Source organism: Streptomyces coeruleoprunus, from assembly GCF_039542925.1.
In the GTDB taxonomy this organism is placed as follows: domain Bacteria; phylum Actinomycetota; class Actinomycetes; order Streptomycetales; family Streptomycetaceae; genus Streptomyces; species Streptomyces coeruleoprunus.
This window is the reverse complement of record NZ_BAABIT010000001.1, coordinates 1,113,120-1,135,368: the sequence shown is the minus strand read 5'-3', so window position 1 is coordinate 1,135,368 and position 22,249 is coordinate 1,113,120. Positions and strand designations below refer to the sequence as shown.

The 22,249-nt window shown below is 73.2% G+C and carries 20 protein-coding genes and 1 pseudogene; 17 read left to right on the top strand and 4 right to left on the bottom strand.

Features of this window, described 5'->3' with window-relative positions:
- The first annotated feature begins 10 nt into the window (after positions 1-10).
- Complete coding sequence (locus tag ABEB09_RS05205) at positions 11-391, top strand: hypothetical protein (protein WP_345687556.1); 381 nt, start codon at positions 11-13, stop codon at positions 389-391.
- Between the two features lie 103 nt (positions 392-494).
- Here the strand turns inward: ABEB09_RS05205 and ABEB09_RS05200 are convergent, their stop codons facing one another.
- Positions 495-716, bottom strand: a complete 222-nt coding sequence (locus ABEB09_RS05200) for a hypothetical protein (protein ID WP_345687554.1) — start codon at positions 714-716, stop codon at positions 495-497.
- Between the two features lie 145 nt (positions 717-861).
- On the opposite strand from ABEB09_RS05200, the pseudogene ABEB09_RS05195 reads away from it, so the two are divergent.
- The 13 genes and pseudogenes from ABEB09_RS05195 to ABEB09_RS05135 all read left to right on the top strand — a co-directional run bounded on the left by ABEB09_RS05195 (position 862) and on the right by ABEB09_RS05135 (position 13,318).
- Positions 862-2,087 (top strand): annotated as a pseudogene (locus ABEB09_RS05195) (sensor histidine kinase).
- A complete protein-coding gene (locus ABEB09_RS05190) occupies positions 2,084-2,755 on the top strand; it encodes a response regulator (protein WP_345687553.1) in 672 nt (223 codons plus the stop codon). The pseudogene ABEB09_RS05195 and the gene ABEB09_RS05190 overlap by 4 nt, the downstream one beginning before the upstream one ends.
- A 139-nt stretch (positions 2,756-2,894) precedes the next feature.
- On the top strand, positions 2,895-3,614 hold the full coding sequence (locus ABEB09_RS05185) for a GntR family transcriptional regulator (protein ID WP_345693842.1): 720 nt from the start codon (positions 2,895-2,897) through the stop codon (positions 3,612-3,614).
- Positions 3,615-3,983: 369 nt separating this feature from the next.
- On the top strand, positions 3,984-5,003 hold the full coding sequence (locus tag ABEB09_RS05180; protein ID WP_345687551.1) for a sugar ABC transporter substrate-binding protein: 1,020 nt from the start codon (positions 3,984-3,986) through the stop codon (positions 5,001-5,003).
- Positions 5,000-6,055 carry an ABC transporter permease gene (locus ABEB09_RS05175; RefSeq protein ID WP_345687549.1) on the top strand — a complete coding sequence of 352 codons (1,056 nt, stop codon included), beginning with the start codon at positions 5,000-5,002 and terminating at the stop codon, positions 6,053-6,055. The genes ABEB09_RS05180 and ABEB09_RS05175 overlap by 4 nt, the downstream gene beginning before the upstream one ends.
- Positions 6,052-6,879: an ATP-binding cassette domain-containing protein gene (locus tag ABEB09_RS05170; protein ID WP_345687547.1), complete on the top strand. Its 828-nt coding sequence runs from the start codon at positions 6,052-6,054 to the stop codon at positions 6,877-6,879. The genes ABEB09_RS05175 and ABEB09_RS05170 overlap by 4 nt, the downstream gene beginning before the upstream one ends.
- A 114-nt stretch (positions 6,880-6,993) precedes the next feature.
- A complete protein-coding gene (locus ABEB09_RS05165) occupies positions 6,994-8,166 on the top strand; it encodes an ROK family glucokinase (protein WP_345687545.1) in 1,173 nt (390 codons plus the stop codon).
- Positions 8,163-8,720 carry a hypothetical protein gene (locus tag ABEB09_RS05160; RefSeq protein WP_345687543.1) on the top strand — a complete coding sequence of 186 codons (558 nt, stop codon included), beginning with the start codon at positions 8,163-8,165 and terminating at the stop codon, positions 8,718-8,720. Before ABEB09_RS05165 ends, ABEB09_RS05160 begins: the two co-directional genes overlap by 4 nt.
- Positions 8,721-8,908: 188 nt before the next feature.
- Positions 8,909-9,916 (top strand): Acg family FMN-binding oxidoreductase, encoded by a 1,008-nt coding sequence (locus tag ABEB09_RS05155; RefSeq protein ID WP_345687541.1) that lies wholly within the window; start codon positions 8,909-8,911, stop codon positions 9,914-9,916.
- A 56-nt stretch (positions 9,917-9,972) separates the two neighbouring features.
- Positions 9,973-11,244, top strand: a complete 1,272-nt coding sequence (pcaDC, locus tag ABEB09_RS05150; protein WP_345687539.1) for a bifunctional 3-oxoadipate enol-lactonase/4-carboxymuconolactone decarboxylase PcaDC — start codon at positions 9,973-9,975, stop codon at positions 11,242-11,244.
- An 82-nt stretch (positions 11,245-11,326) separates the two neighbouring features.
- Positions 11,327-11,959, top strand: a complete 633-nt coding sequence (locus ABEB09_RS05145; protein WP_345687538.1) for an MBL fold metallo-hydrolase — start codon at positions 11,327-11,329, stop codon at positions 11,957-11,959.
- Between the two features lie 36 nt (positions 11,960-11,995).
- Positions 11,996-12,775, top strand: coding sequence for an exodeoxyribonuclease III (locus ABEB09_RS05140; RefSeq protein ID WP_345687536.1), 780 nt, complete (start codon positions 11,996-11,998; stop codon positions 12,773-12,775).
- A 102-nt stretch (positions 12,776-12,877) separates the two neighbouring features.
- A complete protein-coding gene (locus ABEB09_RS05135) occupies positions 12,878-13,318 on the top strand; it encodes a DUF6278 family protein (protein WP_345687534.1) in 441 nt (146 codons plus the stop codon).
- A gap of 149 nt (positions 13,319-13,467) precedes the next feature.
- Here ABEB09_RS05135 and ABEB09_RS05130 read toward each other — a convergent pair whose 3' ends face one another.
- Positions 13,468-15,111, bottom strand: a complete 1,644-nt coding sequence (locus tag ABEB09_RS05130) for an alpha/beta fold hydrolase (RefSeq protein ID WP_345687532.1) — start codon at positions 15,109-15,111, stop codon at positions 13,468-13,470.
- A gap of 168 nt (positions 15,112-15,279) precedes the next feature.
- Positions 15,280-16,470: an Ig-like domain-containing protein gene (locus ABEB09_RS05125; protein WP_345687530.1), complete on the bottom strand. Its 1,191-nt coding sequence runs from the start codon at positions 16,468-16,470 to the stop codon at positions 15,280-15,282.
- A 290-nt stretch (positions 16,471-16,760) separates the two neighbouring features.
- Here ABEB09_RS05125 and ABEB09_RS05120 point away from each other — a divergent pair, with 290 nt between their 5' ends.
- On the top strand, positions 16,761-17,375 hold the full coding sequence (locus tag ABEB09_RS05120; RefSeq protein WP_345687528.1) for a hypothetical protein: 615 nt from the start codon (positions 16,761-16,763) through the stop codon (positions 17,373-17,375).
- Between the two features lie 21 nt (positions 17,376-17,396).
- Here ABEB09_RS05120 and ABEB09_RS05115 read toward each other — a convergent pair whose 3' ends face one another.
- Positions 17,397-18,173 (bottom strand): hypothetical protein, encoded by a 777-nt coding sequence (locus ABEB09_RS05115; RefSeq protein ID WP_345687526.1) that lies wholly within the window; start codon positions 18,171-18,173, stop codon positions 17,397-17,399.
- Between the two features lie 106 nt (positions 18,174-18,279).
- Between ABEB09_RS05115 and ggt the strand changes: the two genes are divergently transcribed.
- Together ggt and ABEB09_RS05105 are read left to right on the top strand one after the other, a co-directional pair.
- Positions 18,280-20,112, top strand: coding sequence for a gamma-glutamyltransferase (gene ggt, locus ABEB09_RS05110; RefSeq protein ID WP_345687524.1), 1,833 nt, complete (start codon positions 18,280-18,282; stop codon positions 20,110-20,112).
- Positions 20,113-20,276: 164 nt separating this feature from the next.
- Positions 20,277-22,070, top strand: a complete 1,794-nt coding sequence (locus tag ABEB09_RS05105) for a hypothetical protein (protein WP_345687522.1) — start codon at positions 20,277-20,279, stop codon at positions 22,068-22,070.
- Positions 22,071-22,249 lie beyond the last annotated feature (179 nt).

Below are 22,249 nucleotides of genomic sequence, written 5' to 3'. Positions count from 1 at the left end.
TTGATCCGCCATGCGATCCACCACTCACGACGTTCACTTCCGGGAGCGCTCACGGCGGCTGCGCACCTGGGGGCTCGTGCTCCTCGGCGCGGCCGGCCTGCTCTGGCTCTGGGCCGGCTTCCGGCTCCTCGCCCCCTACATGGTCGAGGGTTCGAGGGGGCGCGAGATCGAGTGCCTGGCGCCCCTCGACCGGGACGGCGCCGTCGACCACGACAGCCGGTGCGCCGACGAGCGCGACTGGCCGGTGACACTCGCCGCCCTCGCCGGCGCCCTGCCCCTCGCCGTCGTCGGCACGATGGTCGTGACGACGGGCATCGTCAGCGTGCGGATGAGCGAGCACGGCGTCGACCTCGCCCGCCTGAGGGAACTGGACGAGCAGGACGCCCGATAACCCTCCGGCTCCCTGGGCCTTCCGGCTCCCGAGGCCTTCCGGCTCCCTAGACCCTCTCTAGACCCTCCCGCCCCCTACGCTTCCGGCTCCCAGACCCCCGGCACTAGGCCTTCCGGTACTTGTCGGCGATCATCAGGACCGCGAAGCCGACCACCACGACCGCCACGTTGGCCCATATCTCCCGACCCTGCAGGAAGGCCACGTTCTCGGTCAGGAACCTGGTGAACCCCATGAAGCGGAACCAGCCGTCGGTGAGTTCGCGGATCACCCCGCACACACCGGCGATCAACAGCAGCATTCCGACGATCTCCAGCAGCTTCTTCATGCCTCGATCGTCGGCCCCCGCAGGCCCGTCCCGCTTCGGCCTTCGGGCTACGGTCCCGGTCCGGAAGTATGCGGCCGTGCGACTTTGGTAGGCGTTCGCCTGGCCGGGCGGTCCCACCGCCGTCCGCCTGCGTAGTTTGGGCGGTATGACGCGTGCGGAGTACTCCTGGCTGCTGCCTTCGGACCTCGCCGACCCCGACGACCCGGCCGCCGGGCCCGGCCGGCCCCGGCGCCGTACCGTACGGGACTGGATCGTCGACACCGTCGCGTTCGTGCTGGCCACGCTGGTCGGGCTGCTGGCCGCCGAGACCAGCCGCCGCCTCAACGACTCCGCCGCCGTCGTCCTCGCCGACCAGCTGCTCGGACTGGGCGCCTGCCTCGCCCTCTGGCTGCGGCGCCGCTGGCCCGTCGGCGTCGCCCTGGCCGTCTCCGTCGCCAGCACGATCGCCCCCGCGACCGGCGGGGCCGTGATGGTCGCGCTGTTCGGGCTCGCCGTGCGGGTGCCGTTCCGCACGCTTGCCCAGGTGGCCGCCGTCGCGCTGGTCGCGGGGAGCGCGCAGGTGTTCCTGCGGCCCGACCCGTCGCTCTCGGCGCCGGCCTCGCTCCTCGTCGGCCTCGTCCTGATCCTCCTGGTCACCGGCTGGGGCATGCTCGTCCGCTCCCGCCGCCAGCTCGTCGTCGCCCTGCGCGAACGCGCGCACCGCGCCGAGTCCGAGGCGGAGCTGCGCGCCCAGCAGCCCCGCGCGCCGCCCGCGAGGCCATCGCCCGGGAGATGCACGACGTGCTCGCCCACCGGCTCACCCTCCTCAGCGTCCACGCCGGCGCCCTGGAGTTCCACCCGGACGCGCCTTCGGCCCAGGTCGCCCGCGCCGCCGGGGTCATCCGCGACAGCGCCCACGAGGCCCTGCAGGACCTGCGCGAGATCATCGGCGTCCTGCGCGCCCCCGGCGACCGGGACGACGGGCACGGCGAGCGGCCCCAGCCCACCCTCGCCACCCTCGACGCGCTGATCGCCGAGTCCCGGCGGGCCGGCATGAAGGTCACCCTCGACAACGACGCCGTCGACCCCGCCACCGTCCCCACCGCCACCGGCCGCACCGTCTACCGCATCGTCCAGGAAGGCCTCACCAACGCCCGCAAGCACGCCCCCGGCACCGAAGTGACCGTCACCGTCCGCGGCCGCCCCGGCGAAGGCCTCACCGTCGAGGTGCACAACCCCGCCCCCGAGGGGCCCGTCGCCCCCGTCCCCGGCTCCGGGCAGGGCCTCATCGGCCTCACCGAACGCGCCACCCTCGCCGGCGGCCGCCTCACCCACGGGCCGGGTCCCGGCGGCGGATTCACCCTGCGGGCCTGGCTACCGTTGCCCTCATGACCATCCGGCTGCTCATCGTCGACGACGACCCCCTGGTCCGCGCGGGCCTCACCCTGATGCTCGGCGGAGCCGACGACATCGAGATCGTCGGCGAGGCCGCCGACGGCGCCGACGTGCCCGCGCTCGTCGGCGGGCTCGCCCCGGACGTCGTCCTCATGGACATCCGCATGCCGGGCGTCGACGGCCTCACCGCCACCGAGCAGCTGCGCTCCCGGCCCGGCGCCCCCGAGGTCGTCGTCCTCACCACGTTCCACGCCGACGAGCAGGTCCTGCGCGCCCTGCGGGCCGGCGCCGCCGGGTTCGTCCTCAAGGACACCCGGCCGGCCGACATCGTCGCCGCCGTACGGAAGGTGGCCGCGGGCGACCCGGTGCTCTCCCCGGCGGTCACCCGCCAGCTGATGACCCACGTCTCCCACGGCACGGGCCCGGCGAGCCGGGAGGACACCCGCAGGACGGCCGCCACCACCCGGCTCGCCGCACTGGGGGAGCGGGAGAAGGAGGTCGCCCTCGCCGTCGGCCGCGGCGGCTCCAACGCGGAGATCGCCGCCGCGCTCTACATGAGCGTCCCCACCGTCAAGGCCCACGTCTCCCGGATCCTCGCCAAGCTCGGCCTCAACAACCGGGTCCAGATCGCCCTGTTGGTGCACGACGCGGAGCTGCTGGAATGAGATCCCGCTCACGTACCGTCATCTTGTCCGGACAATCGGACTTCACGACTTCCCGTCATCATTTCCCTACGGTTACGCTCTGGCCGTGCCCAAGCAGAACCGAGAAGTGACCGGCGCCGGCGTCGAGCTGTCGCTCAGCGTGGACCGCACCAGCCCCGTCCCGCTCTACTTCCAGCTCTCCCAGCAGCTGGAGGCCGCCATCGAGAACGGCGCCCTCACGCCCGGCAGCCTGCTCGGCAACGAGATCGACCTGGCGAACCGCCTCGGCCTGTCCCGGCCGACCGTCCGCCAGGCCATCCAGGCCCTCGTCGACAAGGGCCTGCTCGTGCGCCGCCGCGGCGTGGGCACCCAGGTCGTCCACAGCCAGGTCAAGCGCCCCCTGGAGCTCAGCAGCCTCTACGACGACCTGGAGGCCGCGGGCCAGCGCCCCGCCACCGCCGTCCTGGCCCACCGCCTCGAACCGGCGAGCGCCCAGGTGGCCGCCGCACTCGGCGTGCCCGAAGGCAGCGACGTCCAGTACGTGGAGCGGCTGCGCAGCGCCCACGACGAGCCCGTGGCGCTGCTGCGCAACCACCTCCCCACCGGCCTCCTCGACCTGGACGCCGCCCGCCTGGAGGCCACCGGCCTCTACCGGCTCATGCGCGGGGCCGGCATCACCCTGCACAGCGCCCGGCAGTCCATCGGCGCCCGCGCCGCCACCGGCCCCGAGGCGGAGGTCCTCGGCGAGCCCGAGGGCGCCCCGCTGCTCACCATGGAGCGCACCACGTACGACGACACCGGGCGGCCCGTCGAGTTCGGCTCCCACAGCTACCGCGCCTCCCGGTACGCCTTCGAGTTCCAGCTCCTCGTCCGCCCCTAGGTCGTGTCCGCAAAGTCCCGCCTGCCTGGAGGCGTCTGGCACGCCCGCTCGCCGCGTTGTCGTCACTCGCCGATGCTCCGCATCGACTCCCTCCTCCGCCTTGCGATCGCACGCACCAGACGCCTCCAGGCCCGCCCTTCGGGCGGACGACGCTACTTTGCGGACACTCCCTAGTCCTCGAGCCCGTCCGGCGTCCGAGGCCCAAGCCCTGGCCCGGACCCCGCACGGCGGACCCCGTCCAGGGGCGGCCCCGGCCTCCTCCGTACCCGATGAACACGCCCCGACCGACCATGGCCGATACTTGGCCCGTCGGGATGTGGCGATATGCCCCCGGCCGCACCAGGAGCACAGCAAGAAGGGCACGGCGTCGTGGCAAGGGTTCGGACAGGAATACGGGTGCTCGGCGTCGTACTCGCAGGGGTCCTCGGAGTGTCCCTGACGGCGTGCAGCGCCACCGGCGGCAAACGCGCCGAGGACGCCCGCAAGGCCGCCGCCGCGGCCGCCGAGGGCCGCGCCGCCGTCAACACCCCCCGGTGGACCATCGCCATGGTCACCCACTCGGGGGACGGCGACACCTTCTGGGACATCGTCCAGCAGGGCGCCCGCCAGGCCGCCGCCAAGGACAACATCAACTTCCTCTACGCCCACAGCGACGAGGGCCAGCAGCAGGCCCAGCTCGTCGACTCGTACGTCGACAAGAGGGTCGACGGACTGATCGTCACCCTCGCCAAGCCCGACGCCCTCAAGGCGTCCGTCGCCCGCGCCGTCGCCGCCGGCATCCCCGTGATCACCGTGAACTCCGGCTCCGAACAGTCCAAGGCCTTCGGCGCCCTCACCCACATCGGCCAGGACGAGACCGTCGCCGGCGAGGCCGTCGGCGACGAACTCGACCGGCGCGGCCACAAGAAGGCCCTGTGCGTCCTGCACGAACAGGGCAACGTCGGCCACGAACAGCGCTGCGCCGGAGTCGCCGAGACCTTCGACGGCACCCTGCAGAACCTCTACGTCGACGGCACCAACATGCCCGACGTCCAGGCCTCCATCGAAGCCAAGCTCCAGGCCGACAAGGCCATCGACGCCGTCGTCACCCTCGGCGCGCCCTTCGCCGACGCCGCCGTCCAGGCCAAGCGCACGGCCGGCTCCGCCGCCGAGATCGACACCTTCGACCTCAACGCCAAGGTCGTCACCGCCCTGCGCGACGGCACCCTCGGCTTCGCCGTCGACCAGCAGCCCTACCTCCAGGGCTACGAGGCCGTCGACCTGCTGTGGCTCCACCGCTACAACGCCGACGTGCTCGGCGGCGGCCGCCCCGTCCTGACCGGCCCACAGATCCTCACTCGGAAGGACGCCGCGACCCTCGCCCCGTACACCGAGCGGGGGACCCGATGACCACCGCCGCGCCCCCCGCCGAGGACAGCCCCGCCCGCGACGAGCGGCTGCTGCCCGCTTCCCCGGTGAAACGGCTCCTCGGCCGCCCGGAACTCGGCTCGGTCGTCGGCGCCCTCGCCGTCTTCGTCTTCTTCGCCGCCGTCGCCGTCGGCTTCCTGCGGGCCGCCAGCCTCGGCACGGTCCTCTACGCGGCCTCGACGATCGGGATCATGGCCGTGCCCGTCGCGCTCCTGATGATCGGCGGCGAGTTCGACCTGTCCGCCGGCGTCCTCGTGACCACGTCGGCGCTCGTCTCGTCGATGTTCAGCTACCGGATGACCGCGAACGTCTGGGTCGGCATCGGGGTGTCCCTGCTGGTCACGCTGGCCATCGGCGCGTTCAACGGCCTCATGCTCACCCGTACGGGCCTGCCCAGCTTCATCATCACGCTCGGCACGTTCCTGATGCTCACGGGCCTCAACCTCGGCCTCACCAAGCTCATCAGCGGCACCGTCTCGACCAAGACCATCGCGGACATGGAGGGCTTCGACTCCGCCCGCGCCCTGTTCGCCTCCGAAGTGACCGTCGGCGGCGCCACCCTCAAGGTCACCATCCTGTGGTGGTTCGCCCTGGTCGCCGTCGCCACCTGGGTCCTCCTGCGCACCCGCTTCGGCAACTGGATCTTCGCCGCGGGCGGCAACGCCGACGCCGCACGCGCCGTCGGCGTCCCCGTCCGCCGCACCAAGACGGGCCTCTACATGGCGGTGGGCCTCTGCGCCTGGATCTCCGGCCAGCACCTGCTCTTCTCCTTCGACGTCGTCCAGTCCGGCGAAGGCGTCGGCAACGAGCTGATCTACATCATCGCGGCCGTCATCGGCGGCTGCCTGATCACCGGCGGCTACGGCTCCGCCATCGGCGCGGCGGTCGGCGCGTTCATCTTCGGCATGACCAGCAAGGGCATCGTCTACGCCGAGTGGAACCCCGACTGGTTCAAGTTCTTCCTCGGAGCGATGCTCCTTCTCGCGACCCTGCTCAACGCCTGGGTCCGCAAGCGCGCGGAGGCCACCCCATGACGACCCCCCTCGTCGAGCTCGACGGCGTCAGCAAGTACTACGGCACCGTCCGCGCCCTCGAAGGCGTCTCCCTGGAGGTCCACGCGGGCGAGATCACCTGCGTCCTCGGCGACAACGGCGCCGGCAAGTCCACCCTCATCAAGATCATCGCCGGGCTGCACGCCCACGACGCGGGCACGTTCCGCGTCGAGGGCCGCGACACCACCCTCTCCTCGCCCCGCGAGGCCCTGGACCTCGGCATCGCCACCGTCTACCAGGACCTCGCCGTGGTCCCCCTCATGCCCGTCTGGCGCAACTTCTTCCTCGGCTCCGAGCCCACCCGCGGCCGCGGCCCCTTCAAGCGCCTCGACGTCCGCCACATGCGCGCCACCACCCGCGCGGAACTCCTCCGCATGGGCATCGACCTGCGCGACGTCGACCAGCCCATCGGCACGCTCTCCGGCGGCGAGCGCCAGTGCGTCGCCATCGCCCGCGCCGTCCACTTCGGCGCCAAGGTCCTCGTACTCGACGAGCCCACCGCCGCCCTCGGCGTCAAGCAGTCCGGCGTCGTCCTGAAATACGTGGCGGCGGCCCGCGACGCCGGTCTCGGCGTGGTCCTCATCACCCACAACCCCCACCACGCCCACCTCGTCGGCGACCGCTTCGTCCTCCTCAAGCGCGGCGTCATGGCCGGCAGCCACACGAAACAGTCCCTGACGCTCGACGAACTCACCCGCCAGATGGCGGGCGGAAGCGAGCTGGACGACCTGCGCCACGAGCTGGAACGCGCCCCCGCGCCCACCCGGATCGGCGGCCACGACGTGCCGCCCGCCGCGGCCGGCTGACCACGGCGCACCGCCGCCCCCGCGCCCACACCTGGCAGAATCGGGGGCGGCGGACCCCCTCCGCCGCCGGGTCGCCGACCCCGGCCCGCCGCACCCCAGGGACGACCAGGACCCGTGAGCACGTACCGCGACCCCGCCCCCCGCGGCTCCGTCCTGCGCACCGTCGGCACCCGCGAGCGCCGCTCCCACCTCAGCGCCCCCCGCGTCCCGACCGTCGGCATCGACATCGGCGGTACGAAGGTGATGGCGGGCGTCGTCGACGCCGACGGCACCATCCTGGAGAAGATCCGCACCGAGACCCCCGACAAGTCCAAGAGCCCCCAGGTCGTCGAGGACACCATCGTCGACCTCGTCCTGGACCTGTCCGACCGGCACGACGTCCACGCCGTCGGCATCGGCGCCGCCGGATGGGTCGACGCCGACCGCAGCCGCGTCCTGTTCGCCCCACACCTCGCCTGGCGCAACGAGCCCCTGCGCGACTCCCTCCAGGCCCGGCTGGCCGTCCCCGTCATGGTCGACAACGACGCCAACACGGCCGCCTGGGCCGAGTGGCGGTTCGGCGCCGGACGCGGTGAGGACCACCTCGTCATGATCACGCTCGGCACCGGCATCGGCGGCGCCATCCTGGAGGACGGCCGCGTCAAGCGCGGCAAGTACGGCGTCGCCGGCGAATTCGGCCACATGCAGGTCGTCCCCGGCGGCCACCGCTGCCCCTGCGGCAACCGCGGCTGCTGGGAGCAGTACAGCTCCGGCAACGCCCTGGTCCGCGAGGCCCGCGAGCTGGCCGCCGCCGACTCCCCGGTCGCGTACAACATCATCGAACGCGTCAAGGGCCACGTCCCCGACATCACCGGACCCCTCATCACCGAGCTGGCCCGCGAGGGCGACGCCATGTGCGTCGAACTGCTCCAGGACATCGGCCAGTGGCTCGGCGTCGGCATCGCCAACCTCGCGGCCGCGCTCGACCCCTCCTGCTTCGTCATCGGCGGCGGCGTCAGCGCCGCCGACGACCTCCTCATCGGACCCGCCCGGGACGCCTTCCGCCGCCACCTCACCGGCCGCGGCTACCGCCCCGAGGCCAGGATCGCCAAGGCCCAGCTCGGCCCCGAGGCCGGCATGGTCGGCGCCGCCGACCTCGCCCGCCTCGTCGCCCGCCGCTTCCGGCGCGCCAACCGCCGCCGGGTCGAACGGTACGAACGGTTCGAGCGCTACGCGCAGGTCATCCGCGACGGCGGCGGCAGCCGCACCACCCGTACCAGGAGCACCACCCAGGAACCCCCCGCATGAGCCCCACCACACCGCACGCCCCGGAACCCGAGAGCCGCCGGCAGCTCATCCGCCGCCGCTGGTACACGGCGCTGATCATCATGCTGCTGGTCACCGCCTCGACCGGCTACTTCACCATCGCCGCCGAGCAGAGCCGGTCCAGCGGCCGTGACAAGGAGGCCGAGTCCTCGGTCAGCGGCCTCCAGGACAGCTGGCCGTCCAAGATGAAGCGCCGCGTCTTCGAGGTCCCGATCCCGCCCAAGTCGCGGGACGTCGCCTACTTCGAGACCAGCAACTGGAAGTCCAGCCGACTGTACGTCCAGTTCACGACCACGGGCGCCGGCCTCGACGTCTTCCTGGAGGACGTCGGCACCAGCAGGTCCGCGCTCAGGCCCGGCGAGATCACCGTCAGCGAGCGCGACGCCCGGATCGTCGGCTGGGACTTCGCCGAGACCCACGACTGGACCGGCCTCACCCGCCACCAGGCCCGCCCCCGGCCCACCCGGGACATCACCGTCGACCTCACCGACCCCGCCGCGCCCCGCGTGTACGTCGTGTCCACCACCACGCCCTGACGGAGCCGCTGCGGCGCCGGGCAGACACGGCGACGCTCCTTCGTCATGGGCTCGTCAGGCCGGGACCAGCCGGCCCGGCTCGGGCATCCGGTCCCCGCGCATGGACGGGCTCGCGGGAGGAACCTGGTGGTAGGGAGGCCGGACCCACCAGGCGCCGCATTCGGCCTCCGCTCGACGAGGGAGGCCCCGTGAGCGCACAACCACTCTCCGAAGAGCAGGTGACGGCTCTGGCCTACGACGCCGCCGCCGCTCCGTCGCTGCACAACGCCCAGCCCTGGCGCTTCCGCTACTTCCACGGCAGCCGCACCTTCCACGTACGTGCCGACCCCGGACGCGTCCTGCCGCACACCGACCCCGACCTGCGCGCCCTCCACATCGGGTGCGGCGCGGCTCTGCTGAATCTGCGGGTCGCGGCACTTCACGGCGGCTGGGAGCCGGATACCCGGCTGCTGCCCGACCCGGGCGACAGAGACCTGCTCGCCTCGGTACGGATGACCGGTCGCCGGGACGGGGAGAGCGACCTCGGCGCGCTGTACGAGGCCATTCGCGCCCGGCACACGAGCCGGTATCCGTTCGAGGAGAGGGAGATACCCGAAGCCGTGCGGACCGCCCTGGTCGACGCGGCCCGCGCCGAAGGCGCGTCGCTGGCCTTCCCCACCGGGTGGCACTTGCAGGAGGTGCTGGAGCTGGCCCAGGAGGCCGAGGTCCGCAACCTCGGCGACCGCGGCCACGACGAGGAGCTGGAGCGATGGACCCACGGCGGTGTCCCGTTCTCGGACACGGCCGCCGAAGGGGTGCCCGAGTACGCCTTCGGGCCGCGCAAGGCCGGCGGCCGGGCACCGATGCGCGACTTCGCCGCCGGCAGGACGGTGGCCGGCCGCGAGGCCGCCGAGTTCGAGCATCATCCTCATCTGGCCCTGCTGGGCACGGAACGCGACCGCCCGGAGGACTGGCTGCGCGCCGGCCAGGCGATGGAGCGCGTCCTGCTGCTGGCCACGCTGGAGGGCCTGTCCAGCTCGTTCGCCGGCCAGGCCGTGGAGTGGGCCGAGCTGCGCTGGCCGCTGCGGGACCCGGTAACGGGAACGGGCCACGTGCAGATGGTGCTGCGCCTGGGATACGGGCCGAAGGGTCCGGCGACGCCGCGTCGCCCGGTGCGCGAGGTGCTCGACATCGAGCCGGGCACGCCCGGCGCGTGAGCCTCACGTCCACCCCCCGGCGGTGGGATTCCCCAGGGATGTGGGAGCGTGAGCGGGTGAGTGAGACGAACGCCGAAACTCTGCAGTACCGCCTCGACGGGCCGGAAGACGCCCCGGTCCTGGTCCTGGGGCCGTCCCTCGGTACCACCTGGCACATGTGGGACCGCCAGATACCCGAGCTGACCGCCCGGTGGCGGGTCGTCCGGTTCGACCTGCCCGGCCACGGCGGCGCCCCCGCCGAACCATTCTCGTCCGTCACGGAACTCACCGACCGGCTCCTCGCCACCCTCGATGAACTGGGCGTCCAGCGCTTCGGCTACGCCGGCTGCGGCATCGGCGGGGCCGTCGGCGCCGACCTCGCCCTGCGCGCCCCGCACCGGCTCGCCTCCCTCGCCCTGGTCGCCTCATCGGCCCGGTTCGGCAGCGCCGACGAGTTCCGCCAGCGCGGGGTCGTCGTCCGCGCGCACGGCCTCGACCCCATGGCGCGCACCGCGCCCGAGCGGTGGTTCACGCCCGCCTTCGCCGCGGCGCAGCCCGCGATCGTCGAGTGGGCGGTCCAGATGGTCCGTACTACCGACGCGGGCTGCTACATCGCCGCCTGCGAGGCGCTGGCCGCCTTCGACGTGCGCGCCGGCCTCGGCCGCATCGGCGTCCCCACGCTCGTCCTGGTCGGCTCCGACGACCAGGTCACCGCGGCGGCGGAGGCCCGCACCCTGGTCGCCGGCATCCCCGACGCCCGCCTCGCCGTCGTCCCCGGCGCCTGCCACCTCGCGCCCGTCGAGCAGCCCGCCGCCGTCACCGACCTGCTCGTACGGCACTTCTCCAGCGCCTGGCAGGACACCCTCGCGGCCATCCCCGTACCGGGCCCGGCCGTGTCCGCCGCCCAGCCCGAGGCGGCCCCGCCCGCCCCACCCGTCCCGCCGGCCCCGCCCGAGCCGCCGACGGCCGGCAGGCCCGACCCGTACGAGACGGGCATGAGGATCCGCCGCGAGGTCCTGGGCGACGCGCACGTGGACCGGGCGACGGCCGCCGCCGACGACTTCACGCGGGACTTCCAGGAGCTGATCACCCGCTACGCGTGGGGCGAGGTGTGGAGCCGCGACGGCCTCGACCGCCGCACGCGCAGCTGCGTCACCCTCACCGCCCTCGTCGCGGGCGGCCACCTCGACGAACTGGCCTTCCACACCCGCGCGGCGCTGCGCAACGGCCTGACGCCCACGGAAATCCGCGAGGTCCTCCTCCAGGCGGCGGTGTACTGCGGGGTCCCGGCGGCCAACTCCGCGTTCCGCGTGGCCCAGCGCGTGATCCAGGAGGAGACCACCCTCTGAGCACGTGACCCCGGCCCGCCACCGGACCCACCCGCGACGGGAAACGGCGGCGGCCCCGGGGGCCGCGCGGCAGGATGGGGGGATGAAGGTGACCAAGAAATCCCACGCCTGCGTGCGGCTGGAGAAAGACGGCCGCACCCTCGTCATCGACCCCGGCGGCTTCAGCGAGGAGGACGCCGCCCTCGGTGCCGACGCGATCCTCGTGACGCACGAGCACCCCGACCACTTCGACGAGGGCCGGCTCCGGGCGGGCCTGGAGGCGAACCCCGCCGCCGAGATCTGGACGCTGCGCAGCGTCGCCGAGCAGCTGTCCGCCGCCTTCCCGGGCCGCGTGCACACGGTCGGCCACGGCGACACGTTCACCGCCGCCGGCTTCGACATCGAGGTGCACGGCGAACTGCACGCCGTCATCCACCCGGACGTCCCGCGCATCACCAACGTCGGCTACCTCGTCGACGGCGCCGTCTTCCACCCCGGCGACGCGCTCACCGTGCCCGGGCGGCCGGTCGAGACGCTGTTCGTGCCGGTCATGGCGCCCTGGAACAAGATCTCCGAGGTCATCGACTACGTCCGCGAGGTCAAGCCGCAGCGGGCGATCGACATCCACGACGCCCTGCTCGCCCCGCTCGCCCGGCCGATCTACGACCGGCACATCGGCGGACTCGGCGGCACCGACCACCGCAGGATGACCCCGGGGGCCTACACCGAGCTGTGACGGCCGCTGTCGTACCCCGCCGTTAGGCTGTCCGTCATGCGTATCGCCACCTGGAACGTCAATTCGATCACCGCTCGGCTGCCGCGGCTGCTGGCCTGGCTGGAGAGCAGCGGCACCGATGTGCTGTGCGTCCAGGAGACCAAGTGCACGGCCGAGCAGTTCCCCGCCGACGAGCTGCGCGAGCTGGGCTACGAGTCGGTGGTGAACGCCACGGGACGGTGGAACGGCGTGGCGCTGCTGTCCCGGGTCGGCCTCGACGACGTGGTCGTGGGGCTGCCCGGCGGACCCGAGTACGAGGGGGCGCAGGAGCCGCGGGCGATCTCCGCGACCTGCGGCCCCGTCCGGGTCTGGTCGGTGTACGTGCCGAACGGCCGCGAGGTCGCCCACGAGCACTACGCGTACAAGCTGCGCTGGCTGGAGGCCCTCCAGGGCGCCGTCGCCGACGACGCGGCGGGACCGCGCCCGTTCGCCGTGCTCGGCGACTTCAACATCGCGCCGACCGACGACGACGTGTGGGACCGCGCCTTCTTCGAGGGCTCCACGCACGTCACGGCACCGGAGCGGGCCGCGCTCGACGGGCTGAAGGGCGTCGGCCTGGACGACGTCGTGCCGCGCCCCCTCAAGTACGACCACCCGTTCACGTACTGGGACTACCGTCAGCTCTGCTTCCCGAAGAACCGCGGCATGCGGATCGACCTCGTGTACGGCAACAAGCCGTTCGCCGACGCGGTCAAGGACGGCTACGTGGACCGCGAGGAGCGCAAGGGCAAGGGCGCCTCGGACCACGCCCCGGTGGTCGTCGACCTGGAGGTCTAGGTCGACGAAGGGCACCGCCCGGCGATGTCGGCATGATCCGCCGGACACCCCTTAGCGCGTGCCCTGTAGTGCGCGGCCCCTCCGGGGTGACACGCTTGGCGTATGAACATCCCTTTCCTGGACTCCTGGCGCAAGCGGCGTGGTGACGAACGGAAACCGGCACTGGCCTCCGCCTTCGAGAGGGACCCGGAGGGGGTGGCCGACGTGCTGTCCGAGTGCGCGCTGCTGCGGGCGAAGGGCCGGCAGGCCGGCGTCGTCCTCGACGACTCCCCACGCTCCCTGGAGGCCCTCGACCAGCTGCCGCCGCGCTGGCGCGAGGACCCGGAGGAGCTGCCCTGGGTGGGCAACGACGCCGGCCTGTACCTCGGCACGGTGATCGTACGGACGGTGCCGGGCGCCGCCTGGCACGTGCTGCCCGGCGGCCAGCCGGTGGTCCGGCTGGCCTCGGGCCGCGAGATCAATGTGGTGGAGGCCGGGCTCGACTGGGCGATCACCGGTTCCCCCGAACTGTCGCAGGTGTACGGCGAGGCGTCCGAGGGCTGAGGCCACTGTCCCGCTTCGTCGGTAAATACGGCTAATGCCCGATTGTGCGTGTCGGTGCGTGAAGTCCCTTTCCCGGATGGAAAGTTTGCGCTGACCGACCCCGACACCTGGACCGAGGCAGGGCAGCGTATGGCGGCAGCGGCCGGAGATCACTCCTCCCGCAGCGGAACCGACACGTACGACGGGTCGGCCTGCGGCGAGGAGAAGGTCAGCCGCGCGCCGGACGGGTTGTGCTCCGCGTACAGCGGGTCCACGGTGTCGACGACCAGGGCGAGCCGGTGCCCTGCCGGGACGTCGTACGCCGTCGAGAACAGCTCCAGGTCGACGGCGAACGGCTCACCGGGCGTCCGGCCGTGGAAGGTGTACGGGGCGTTGCTCACCAGCTTGCCGATGCCCAGCGGGCCCACGTCGTACAGGTACGCCACGAAGGTGCCGCTCGTCCTCGTGCTGGTGACCGTGGTGTGCAGCTTCGCCGTTCCCCGGATGTGACGGGTCGTCGCGTAGCGCTCGGACTGCCACACGGCGGCGAACGAGCGGGGCACCAGCGGCACGGACACGGCCGGCGGCAGCCGGAGGAACTGGTCCAGCGCGTTGGACAGGAGCACGGTGCCGCCATTGGCGCCCGAGTCGACGTTGGCGTAGATCCGGTGCTCGTCGCCGAGGGTGATCCTGCGCTCGTGGGCGCCGACGGACTTCCAGTCCGCGTAGCCCTCGTAGCCGCCCGTGGAGCGGGACTTCAGCTGGACCGGCCGCTCGCGGTCGATGCCGTTGTCGGCGCCCTTGAGGTGGTGGTCGAACCAGCGGTGCGCGTTGGTCCACACGTCGTTGGGCAGGCCGAGCAGGCCGGTGGCCTCGGCGGTGGCGTGGTCGCCGGGGCGCAGTTCGAGGCGCTTGGGGCCGGTGAGCTTCTCGTAGAACGAGGCGTACTGGTTCGGCGGGAAGATCGTGTCGCCCCACGCATTGCCCAGCATGACGGCCGCGCCGCCGGCGTTGAGCTGGTCGAGGTAGGTGGCGGGGGAGCGCTTGCGGCCCCAGTCGATCATCTCCTGCTCCCGCTCCAGGTTGGAGGAGAGGAAGTCCTTGAGGATGCGCTGCAGCTCGGGGCTGGGCCGTCCGGTGAGATGGCCGCTGCCGCCGAGCAGCGCGGCGGCCTGCAGGTGCTGCGTACGGCCGCTGTAGATGGACTCGATGAGGTCGGCCCAGCCGCTCAGGGCCACCACGGCCCTGACCCGCCGGTCGTGGGCCGCGGTCAGCAGGCTGATCCCGGCCCCGTAGGAGACGCCCGCCATGCCGACGCGGGCGGGATCGGCCGGGGTGTGCGCGAGCGCCCAGTCGATCACCTTGCGGGCATCGGCGACATCGGCCGGGCCGGCCACCTCGATGTATCCGCCGGACTGCCAGAAGCCGCGGGAGTTGTACGTCACGACCACATAGCCGGCGTCGGCCAGCTTCCGCGCCTGGGCCAGGTACTCGACCTGCGGCGTGGCCCAGCTGGTCGGCAGGACCAGGACGGGGTAGCGGCGGGCCGGGTCGGCGGCGGCGTCGGCCGGGGTGACCACATTGGCCTTGAGGACGGTGCCGCCGTCGCCGGTGATGTCGACGAACCGTATACCGCTCGCCTCCGCCGCCGTCGTGGCGGCTGTGGCGGTAGGGGCCGGTGTGACGGTCGAGGTGGACTCGGCGGCGGTGCCGGCCGCCGCCGAGGGGGCGAGCCCGAAGGCCGTTCCGGCCGCCAGGGCCGCCGAGACGGTGCCGATGGCGGCCGTACGCAGGGCGGTACGCGGAAGTCCCACGGGTCACTCCTCACTTCGACGCGAGCGTTGGTTGAAAAGTGACCCGACGGTAACCGCCTGGACTTACCGGAGGTAACTCCCCGGTAAGTTACGCGATGGTAACAATTGGCGCGGGGAGCGACGGACCGCGACCGAGGGACCGCGACCGACGGACGGACGCGGCGGCCGTCAGCGCAGTGCGCTCTTCGCCCGCCAGTCCTCCCACGACAGGTTCCACTCGCCGTAGCCGTTGTTGAGCGCCTGCGTGCCCTTGGCGTCCTCGCCCGTGACCTCGAACGGGTCGCCGACCTGAACCTCGCCGTACACCCACTTCGCGTCCGCGTCGTTCATGCCGATGCACCCGGAGCTGCGGTTCGCGTTGCCCATGTACTGGGCGTTCCACGGCGCGGCGTGCGCGTACATGCCCGACCAGGTCAGCCGCATGGAGAAGTCGACCATCTTGTCGTACGCGTCACCCAGGCCGACCGTCTCGGAGCGCATGTTGATCGTGCCCTCCTTCGACATCAGCACCGTCCTGCCGCGCCACGACGCCTTCTCGCCGCCGGGCGTACCGCCGGACATCGGCAGGTCCTTGACCAGCTGACCGTCCCTCATCAGCTTCAGCCGGTGGTTGTCCAGGTCCACCTTGACGACCTGGTTGCGGCCGATCGTGAAGCCCGTCTGGTAGTCGCGGACGAACCAGCCGCCGTCCGCACCCGAGTCGACGCCGTTCAACTGGGCGTTCAGGGTCACCTTGGTGCCCGGCTTCCAGTACTCCTTGGGGCGCCAGTCGACGCGGTCCTTGCCCGACCAGTCCTCCATCCAGCCCCAGGAGCCCTCCGTGTTGTTCGAGGTGGTGACCTTCAGGGCCTTCTCCACCTCGGCCTTGTTCTTCACCGGGTGGTCGAAGACGATCGACAGCGGCTGGGCGATGCCGACCGTGGTGTTCTTGCCGGGCGCGAGCGTCAGTTTGTTGACCTTCTCGGGGGCGGCGGTCGCGAAGTCGGCCTTCGCGGTGCCCCCGTTCTCGTCCCGCGCCTCGATCGTGTAGCCCGTACCCGGGGCGGCCTTGCGCGCCGACGTCCACGACTTGCCGTCGGCGGCGACCTTGCCGTCGAGCCGGGCGCCCTTGGAGTCGGTCACGGTGACCTGCGTCAGGCGGCCCTCGGCCAGCGTCACCCGGACCGGCTCGCCGGCCTTGGCCTGCTTGCCGGTCAGGTTCACCGAGATGCGGGTCTCGGGCTTGGCCTTGCCGTCCTGGCCGGCGGTCGTGGATGCGCCGCTGCCACCGCCCGAGCACGCGGTGAGGGCCGCGGTCAGAACCGCGGTACCGGCGAGGGCGGTGGTGCGGAACGTGCTGCGCGGGCGTATGCGGCTCAACTCGAAAACCTCCGATGCGTTCTTCCGTCCCTGGAAGAGAGGGTGAACGGAGGGGGCAGGTTGCCGCGAACCGGAGAATTTCGCAGGTACGGGGTGTGACGAGCCCGACACACGACGGCCCGGCCCGGCGGAGAGGCAAAAGCGACAAGGAGTTGGCGCCGGAAGCGATCATGGGATTGAGTGGTCACCGACAATCCGTGACGCGTGAAGACGCGGCAGACGCGCACGACGCGCAAGACGCGTACGACGCGGCAGAACAGCGGAAGCAGACGCAAGAGAAGGGGAGTCGGGTGGCCGGCGAACTTCGGGGGATCGCGGCGGCGGTGGCACTGATGGCGGTGCTGACCGGCTGCGGAGACGGTGACGGCGGCGTGTGGGGAGGCGACGACAAGCCGGTCCACCTGGACTCCAGCCAGATGCTGATGGCCCTGCCCAGCAAGCTGTCGGCGCCGCAGGGCTGGGAGGGGCGCGACCCCGAGGTCAAGACGGGCAGCGAGGCCCTGGAAGCGTGCCAGGAGGGCACCGAGACCAACTGCGCCGGCCTCGTGGCCCTCGGCAACACGCGCTTCGTGGAGAAGAGCGACAGCTCCGACAAGCGGATCAAGTTCGGCCTTGTCTCCTTCGACTCGCCGGAGAACGCCGGCGTCGCCATGAAGGGTGCGGTCGCCCAGGCGCGCCAGGACGTCGAGGGCGCCCCGCCCAAGGCGCTGAACCTCGACATCGAGGCCGACGCGGTGGAGGCGTTCGCCGACACCGACGACGCCTCGGTCGCCATACGGATCGACAGCGTCCTCATCTTCATGGAGGGGGACGACGTCAAGGACGAGGCGAAGCTCAAGGAGTTCGCCCAGCTCCAGATCGACCGGGTCAAGAAGGCGTCGGCGGGCCAGAACCCGGACGCCTGATCCTCCGTACGGAGCCGTCGGTCAGGGCGCTTCGGTGTCCTGACCGACGACCGGTGCCGGGGCCTCCGGTGCCTGCGCGGACGTCGACGCGGTCTCCGGTCCCGGCCGCAGCGCCGCGCGCGTCACGTCGGCCTCCAACTCGACGACGTCCGGCCCGTACGCCTCCGAGTGGACCACCTTGAGCAGCAGGACGAAGGGCCCGCGCCCGTACGTGCGCGCGAGCTTCTCGTGGTGCCGGACCAGATAGCGGGTGGCGGCCTGGTTCGTGATGGCGCGCTGCCCGCAGACCAGGAAGACGGGCCGACGTCCCTCACCGGCGCGGAGCCGTGCGAGGACGACGTACTCGCACTCGCCGCGTTCCGCCCGGTACACCTCCGAGCCGATCCGGTAGACGTCCGGCAGTGTGCCGGGCTGCTCCTCCACCCGCACTCCGGGGAGAAGGGCACGGAGATGGGCCGCCGTACGGAGATTGGTGCAGGGACCCCCCAGGCTGAACTCCGTACGTTCCCCCAGCCCCTGCTGAACCCGGTCGTGCCGCACGATGCGGGCGTGCGCGTCGCAGTCGCGGATCAGCGCGGACAGTTCGAGCAGCGCGAACACGTCGTTGCGGTGCACCCCGTCGCCCCCCGCCTCGCGGTTGACGACCAGCAGGCACTCCGAGTCGCCCGGCAGTCCGAAGAAGGCCTGCTTGCGGCGGAGCTTGCGGCGCCAGAGCAGGGTGCGGGCGAGCCAGCCGAACGAGGCGCTGATCCCGGTGGCGAGCACCCCGAGCACGAGGTTGCGCAGGTCTTCGTCCATGGGGGCGCATGCTAGCGGGGACACGCATCGGTGTTCGACGGGGTCCTGGTACGGGGCGCGCGGTGAAGTTACAGTGCGCGGACGGTCGTTGACTGGAGGTATCCGGATGCGTCGGTCCACCGCACGGAACGTCTCGCTCGCCGCTGTCGCCGCGACGGTGCTCGCGGTCGGGGCGGCCGCGCCGCCGACGCCCGCACCGGCATCCCCGCCGACGCCCGCGCCCGCTTCCGCGCCGGTGAAGGAACCCGTCGCCGTCGGCTTCGGCGGAGCCGTCTCCAGCGTGGACGCCGACGCGTCGGCCGCCGGGATCGCGGTGCTGCGCGCGGGCGGCAACGCCGTGGACGCGGCCGTGGCGACGGCGGCGGCCCTCGGGGTCACCGAGCCGTACTCGGCCGGCATCGGCGGGGGCGGCTACTTCGTCCACTACGACGCCCGCAGCCGTACGGTCCGCACCATCGACGGCCGCGAGACCGCGCCCCGCTCGGCGGACGCCTCCCTCTTCCTGGAGAACGGCAGCCCCATCCCGTTCGCGGAGGGCATGACCAGCGGCCTCGGCGTCGGCACGCCCGGCACCCCGGCGACCTGGGAGGCGGCCCTCGACGCCTGGGGCACCAAGTCCCTGAAGGAGCTGCTGAAGCCCGCCGAGCGACTGGCCCGCGACGGGTTCGTCGTCGACGCCACGTTCCGGGCGCAGACCCGGGCCAACGAGGAGCGCTTCCGGGACTTCCCGGCCAGCGCCGAGCTGTTCCTGCCCGGCGGCGAGCTGCCCGTGGTCGGCTCCGTCCTGAAGAACCCCGATCTCGCCCGGACCTACGAGAAGTTGGGCCGGCAGGGCACGCGTGCGCTCTACCGCGGGGACATCGCCCACGACATCGTCCGCACCGTCCGCAACCCGCCGGTGCGCGAGGGCGCCACACGCCGCGTGCGCCCCGGCGACCTGACGATCCGTGACCTCGCCACGTACGAGACGGTGTGGCGCCGCCCGACGAAGATGTCCTACCGGGGCCTCGACGTCTACGGCATGGCCCCGTCCTCGTCGGGCGGCACGACCGTGGGGGAGGCCCTGAACATCCTGGAGGGCACGGACGTCGCCACCCTCTCCCAGGAGGCGTACCTGCACCGCTTCATCGAGGCCAGCCGGGTCGCCTTCGCGGACCGGGGGCGCTGGGTGGGCGACCCGGCGTTCGAGGACGTCCCGGTCGCGGGGCTGCTGTCGCAGCGCTTCGCGGACGGCCGGGCCTGCCTGATCAAGGACGACGCCGCCCTCACCAGTCCGCTGGCCCCCGGCGACCCGCGCCACCCCGTGCCGTGCGCGACGACCGGGGCGGCGGCCCCGACGACGTACGAGGGCGAGAACACCACGCACCTGACGGCCGCCGACAAGTGGGGCAACGTCGTCGCCTACACGCTGACCATCGAGTCGACCGGCGGCAGCGGCATCACGGTGCCCGGCCGGGGGTTCCTCCTCAACAACGAGCTGACCGACTTCTCCTTCGCCCCGGCCCATCCGGCCGTCCACGACCCGAACCTCCCGGGCCCCGGCAAGCGCCCGCGCTCCTCCATGTCCCCGACGATCGTCCTGGACCGGCACGACCGCCCCGTCCTCGCCCTCGGCTCACCCGGCGGCGCCACCATCATCACCACGGTCCTCCAGACCCTCACGGGCCACCTCGACCGAGGCCTGCCCCTGGTCGACGCGATCGCCGCGCCCCGCGCCAGCCAGCGCAACCAGCCCGTCACCGACCTCGAACCGGCCCTCTACGACAGCCCCCTCCGCCTGCGCCTCGAAGCCCTGGGGCACGCCTTCCGCCAGAACCCGGAGATCGGCGCGGCCACCGGCGTCCAGCGCCTCCCGGACGGCCGCTGGCTCGCCGCCGCGGAGCGGACCCGGCGCGGCGGCGGGTCGGCGATGGTCGTCCGGCCGGCGGGACGCCCGTAGGCGCGGACCGTCACGGCCGGGACCGTACGGTCGCTGCTCTCACGAGGCGTAGCGCCGTGATCGCGTGCGGTTCCGGCGCGAAAAGAGTTCGTAGCCCGGCCGTAACACGCCGGGTGTCGAATGCCTCACGCACCGCAGGCGGGATCCACTGGGCAGGGGCGGACATGACGGAACATCAACCGGCCGGGACCATCGAGGCGTTCGCGCACTGGCTGAGGGAGCTGGCCGCGCTCCTCGACCAGGACGGGGGCTGGTACGCGGTGTTCCGGCACCGGGACCCCGACGGGATGCTCGCATGTCTGCGGGGCGCCGAGATCCCGCCCTGGGACGTGGTGGAGGCCCTGCTCCAGGACTTCGCGGCCGTGCGGGGCGAGGACGAGGCCCGCGCGCGGACCGTACGGGCCCGGCAGCTGCATACGGCGGCGGCCGCCGCCCACGACCTGCGGCCGGGCGGCGACGCCGCGCTGCGGGCCCGCCTGGAGGTGATGCTCCGGGAGCAGGGCGGCGCGGCGGAGCGCAGCCGCGAGCTGGTGGCCCTCCTGGGGGCCACGCACGAGGGCTCCGCGGACGCGGAGCGGCTCGCCCATGAGCTGGCCTGGCTACGCGACGACCATGTCCGCGCCACGGCCCGCGTCGCGGAACTCCGGGCGCGGTTGGCCGCTTTGGGTACGGCCACGGCGGCACCCGGGCGCGGCTCCGCGCCTGGGCCTGTGCCGGACCACGGGACGGGTCCGACGCCCGCATCGGCAGCCGCGCCGGTGCCCGAGCCCCAGCCCTGGCGGCGGTCCGCTCCTGAGCCCTGGCCGCAGTCAGGGCCCGCGCCTGCGGCCCCGGCGTCCGGGCCGGACGCTGCCTCCGTGCCGGGGCCCGGGCTCGCGCCCGGGCGGGCGTCCGGGGCTGGGGCCGCGCCGGTGCGGGAGCCCTGGCACGCGGCTGCGCCCGAGCCCGCGCCCGCGCCCTGGCCGGAACGCGATCCTGGGCCCCGGCTCGACCGCGATCCTGAGCCCCAGCCCTGGCGGCGGTCCGCTCCTGAGCCTTGGCCGCAGTCAGGGCCCGCGCCTGCGGCCCCGGCGTCCGGGCCGGACGCTGCCTCCGTGCCGGGGCCCGGCCCCGCACCTGGGCCCGTGTCCGAGGCGTCCGGCGTACGCGGCCAACGCGGGCGCGCCGCGGTCCCCGGCAGGCGGCGGCCCCGCGGGGCCCGGTACGCCTGGCTGGACGCGGCCGCCGACGACGACACCGAGTCGGCCGGGGCAGGGTACGACGGCGGGGCGGCGGGGGTCCCGGGCGGGCTGCCGGGCCTCGACGCGCCCGTCGTCGCCCCGCGCGGGGCGCGGTTCGGCGGGGACGGCGGCCCCGAAGAACCCGAGCCCGCACCCGCACCGGCGCCGGACGCCCCTGCGGAGGCGCCCCCGCAGCAACCCGACCGCGCCGCGGCCGACGCCGTGCACCGTACCGTCGCAGCCCTGTTCTCGCTGCGCGCCGAGGGGCGTGGCGGCGAGGCGCACGCCCTGCTCTGCGAGGCCGTCCAGTGGCCCGCGCCCCGCCTGCCGCTGCTCGCCGCCGAACTGCACCGCGCCGGCCTCGACGCCGACTGGGCCACCCTCCTGTGGGAGGCCGCCTACCTTCCGTCCGGGCGGCTCGCGGCGCTCGCCGGGGCGCTCGCGGAGGCGGGCCGGGAAGCGGACGCCCGGCAGCTGCTGCGCCAGGGCGTGGCACGCCCGACCGAGGAGACCGTGGCGGCCGTGCTGGCCCTCGACGGCGACGGGCGCGGGGCGGAGGCGAGGGCGCTCGTGGCGGCGTTCGTCGAGGCGCGCTCGCCGGAGGACGCGGCCCGGTTCGCCGCGTACGCCCCGGACCGGCTGGTCCCCGAGGTGCTGGCGGCCGCGCGGGCCGCGGACCCGGCTCGGGAGCCCGCGCTGGTCCACGCGCTGCGCGTGGCGGGCTTGGTCACGACCTGAGGTGAGGGCCACGCTGCTGCGCGACCACCGGGGATGGCGGGACAGCGACACAAGATGACCGGTGTGGACCACTTGGGTACGAAACATGATCGACTCCGGCGGTTAATGGCGGCGGTCTTGCTCCGCGATGTGACGAGGCTTACGTTCCTCTTCTACGTATCGCTCTACGTGCGTAGAGG

Bases quoted from the DNA above. Each gene is read 5' to 3' on its own strand.
- ABEB09_RS05205 (WP_345687556.1), top strand. From the start codon at position 11: ATGCGATCCACCACTCACGACGTTCACTTCCGGGAGCGCTCACGGCGG.
- ABEB09_RS05200 (WP_345687554.1), bottom strand. From the start codon at position 716: ATGAAGAAGCTGCTGGAGATCGTCGGAATGCTGCTGTTGATCGCCGGT.
- ABEB09_RS05190 (WP_345687553.1), top strand. From the start codon at position 2,084: ATGACCATCCGGCTGCTCATCGTCGACGACGACCCCCTGGTCCGCGCG.
- ABEB09_RS05175 (WP_345687549.1), top strand. From the start codon at position 5,000: ATGACCACCGCCGCGCCCCCCGCCGAGGACAGCCCCGCCCGCGACGAG.
- ABEB09_RS05170 (WP_345687547.1), top strand. From the start codon at position 6,052: ATGACGACCCCCCTCGTCGAGCTCGACGGCGTCAGCAAGTACTACGGC.
- ABEB09_RS05160 (WP_345687543.1), top strand. From the start codon at position 8,163: ATGAGCCCCACCACACCGCACGCCCCGGAACCCGAGAGCCGCCGGCAG.
- ABEB09_RS05145 (WP_345687538.1), top strand. From the start codon at position 11,327: ATGAAGGTGACCAAGAAATCCCACGCCTGCGTGCGGCTGGAGAAAGAC.
- ABEB09_RS05140 (WP_345687536.1), top strand. From the start codon at position 11,996: ATGCGTATCGCCACCTGGAACGTCAATTCGATCACCGCTCGGCTGCCG.
- ABEB09_RS05135 (WP_345687534.1), top strand. From the start codon at position 12,878: ATGAACATCCCTTTCCTGGACTCCTGGCGCAAGCGGCGTGGTGACGAA.
- ABEB09_RS05115 (WP_345687526.1), bottom strand. From the start codon at position 18,173: ATGGACGAAGACCTGCGCAACCTCGTGCTCGGGGTGCTCGCCACCGGG.
- ggt (WP_345687524.1), top strand. From the start codon at position 18,280: ATGCGTCGGTCCACCGCACGGAACGTCTCGCTCGCCGCTGTCGCCGCG.
- ABEB09_RS05105 (WP_345687522.1), top strand. From the start codon at position 20,277: ATGACGGAACATCAACCGGCCGGGACCATCGAGGCGTTCGCGCACTGG.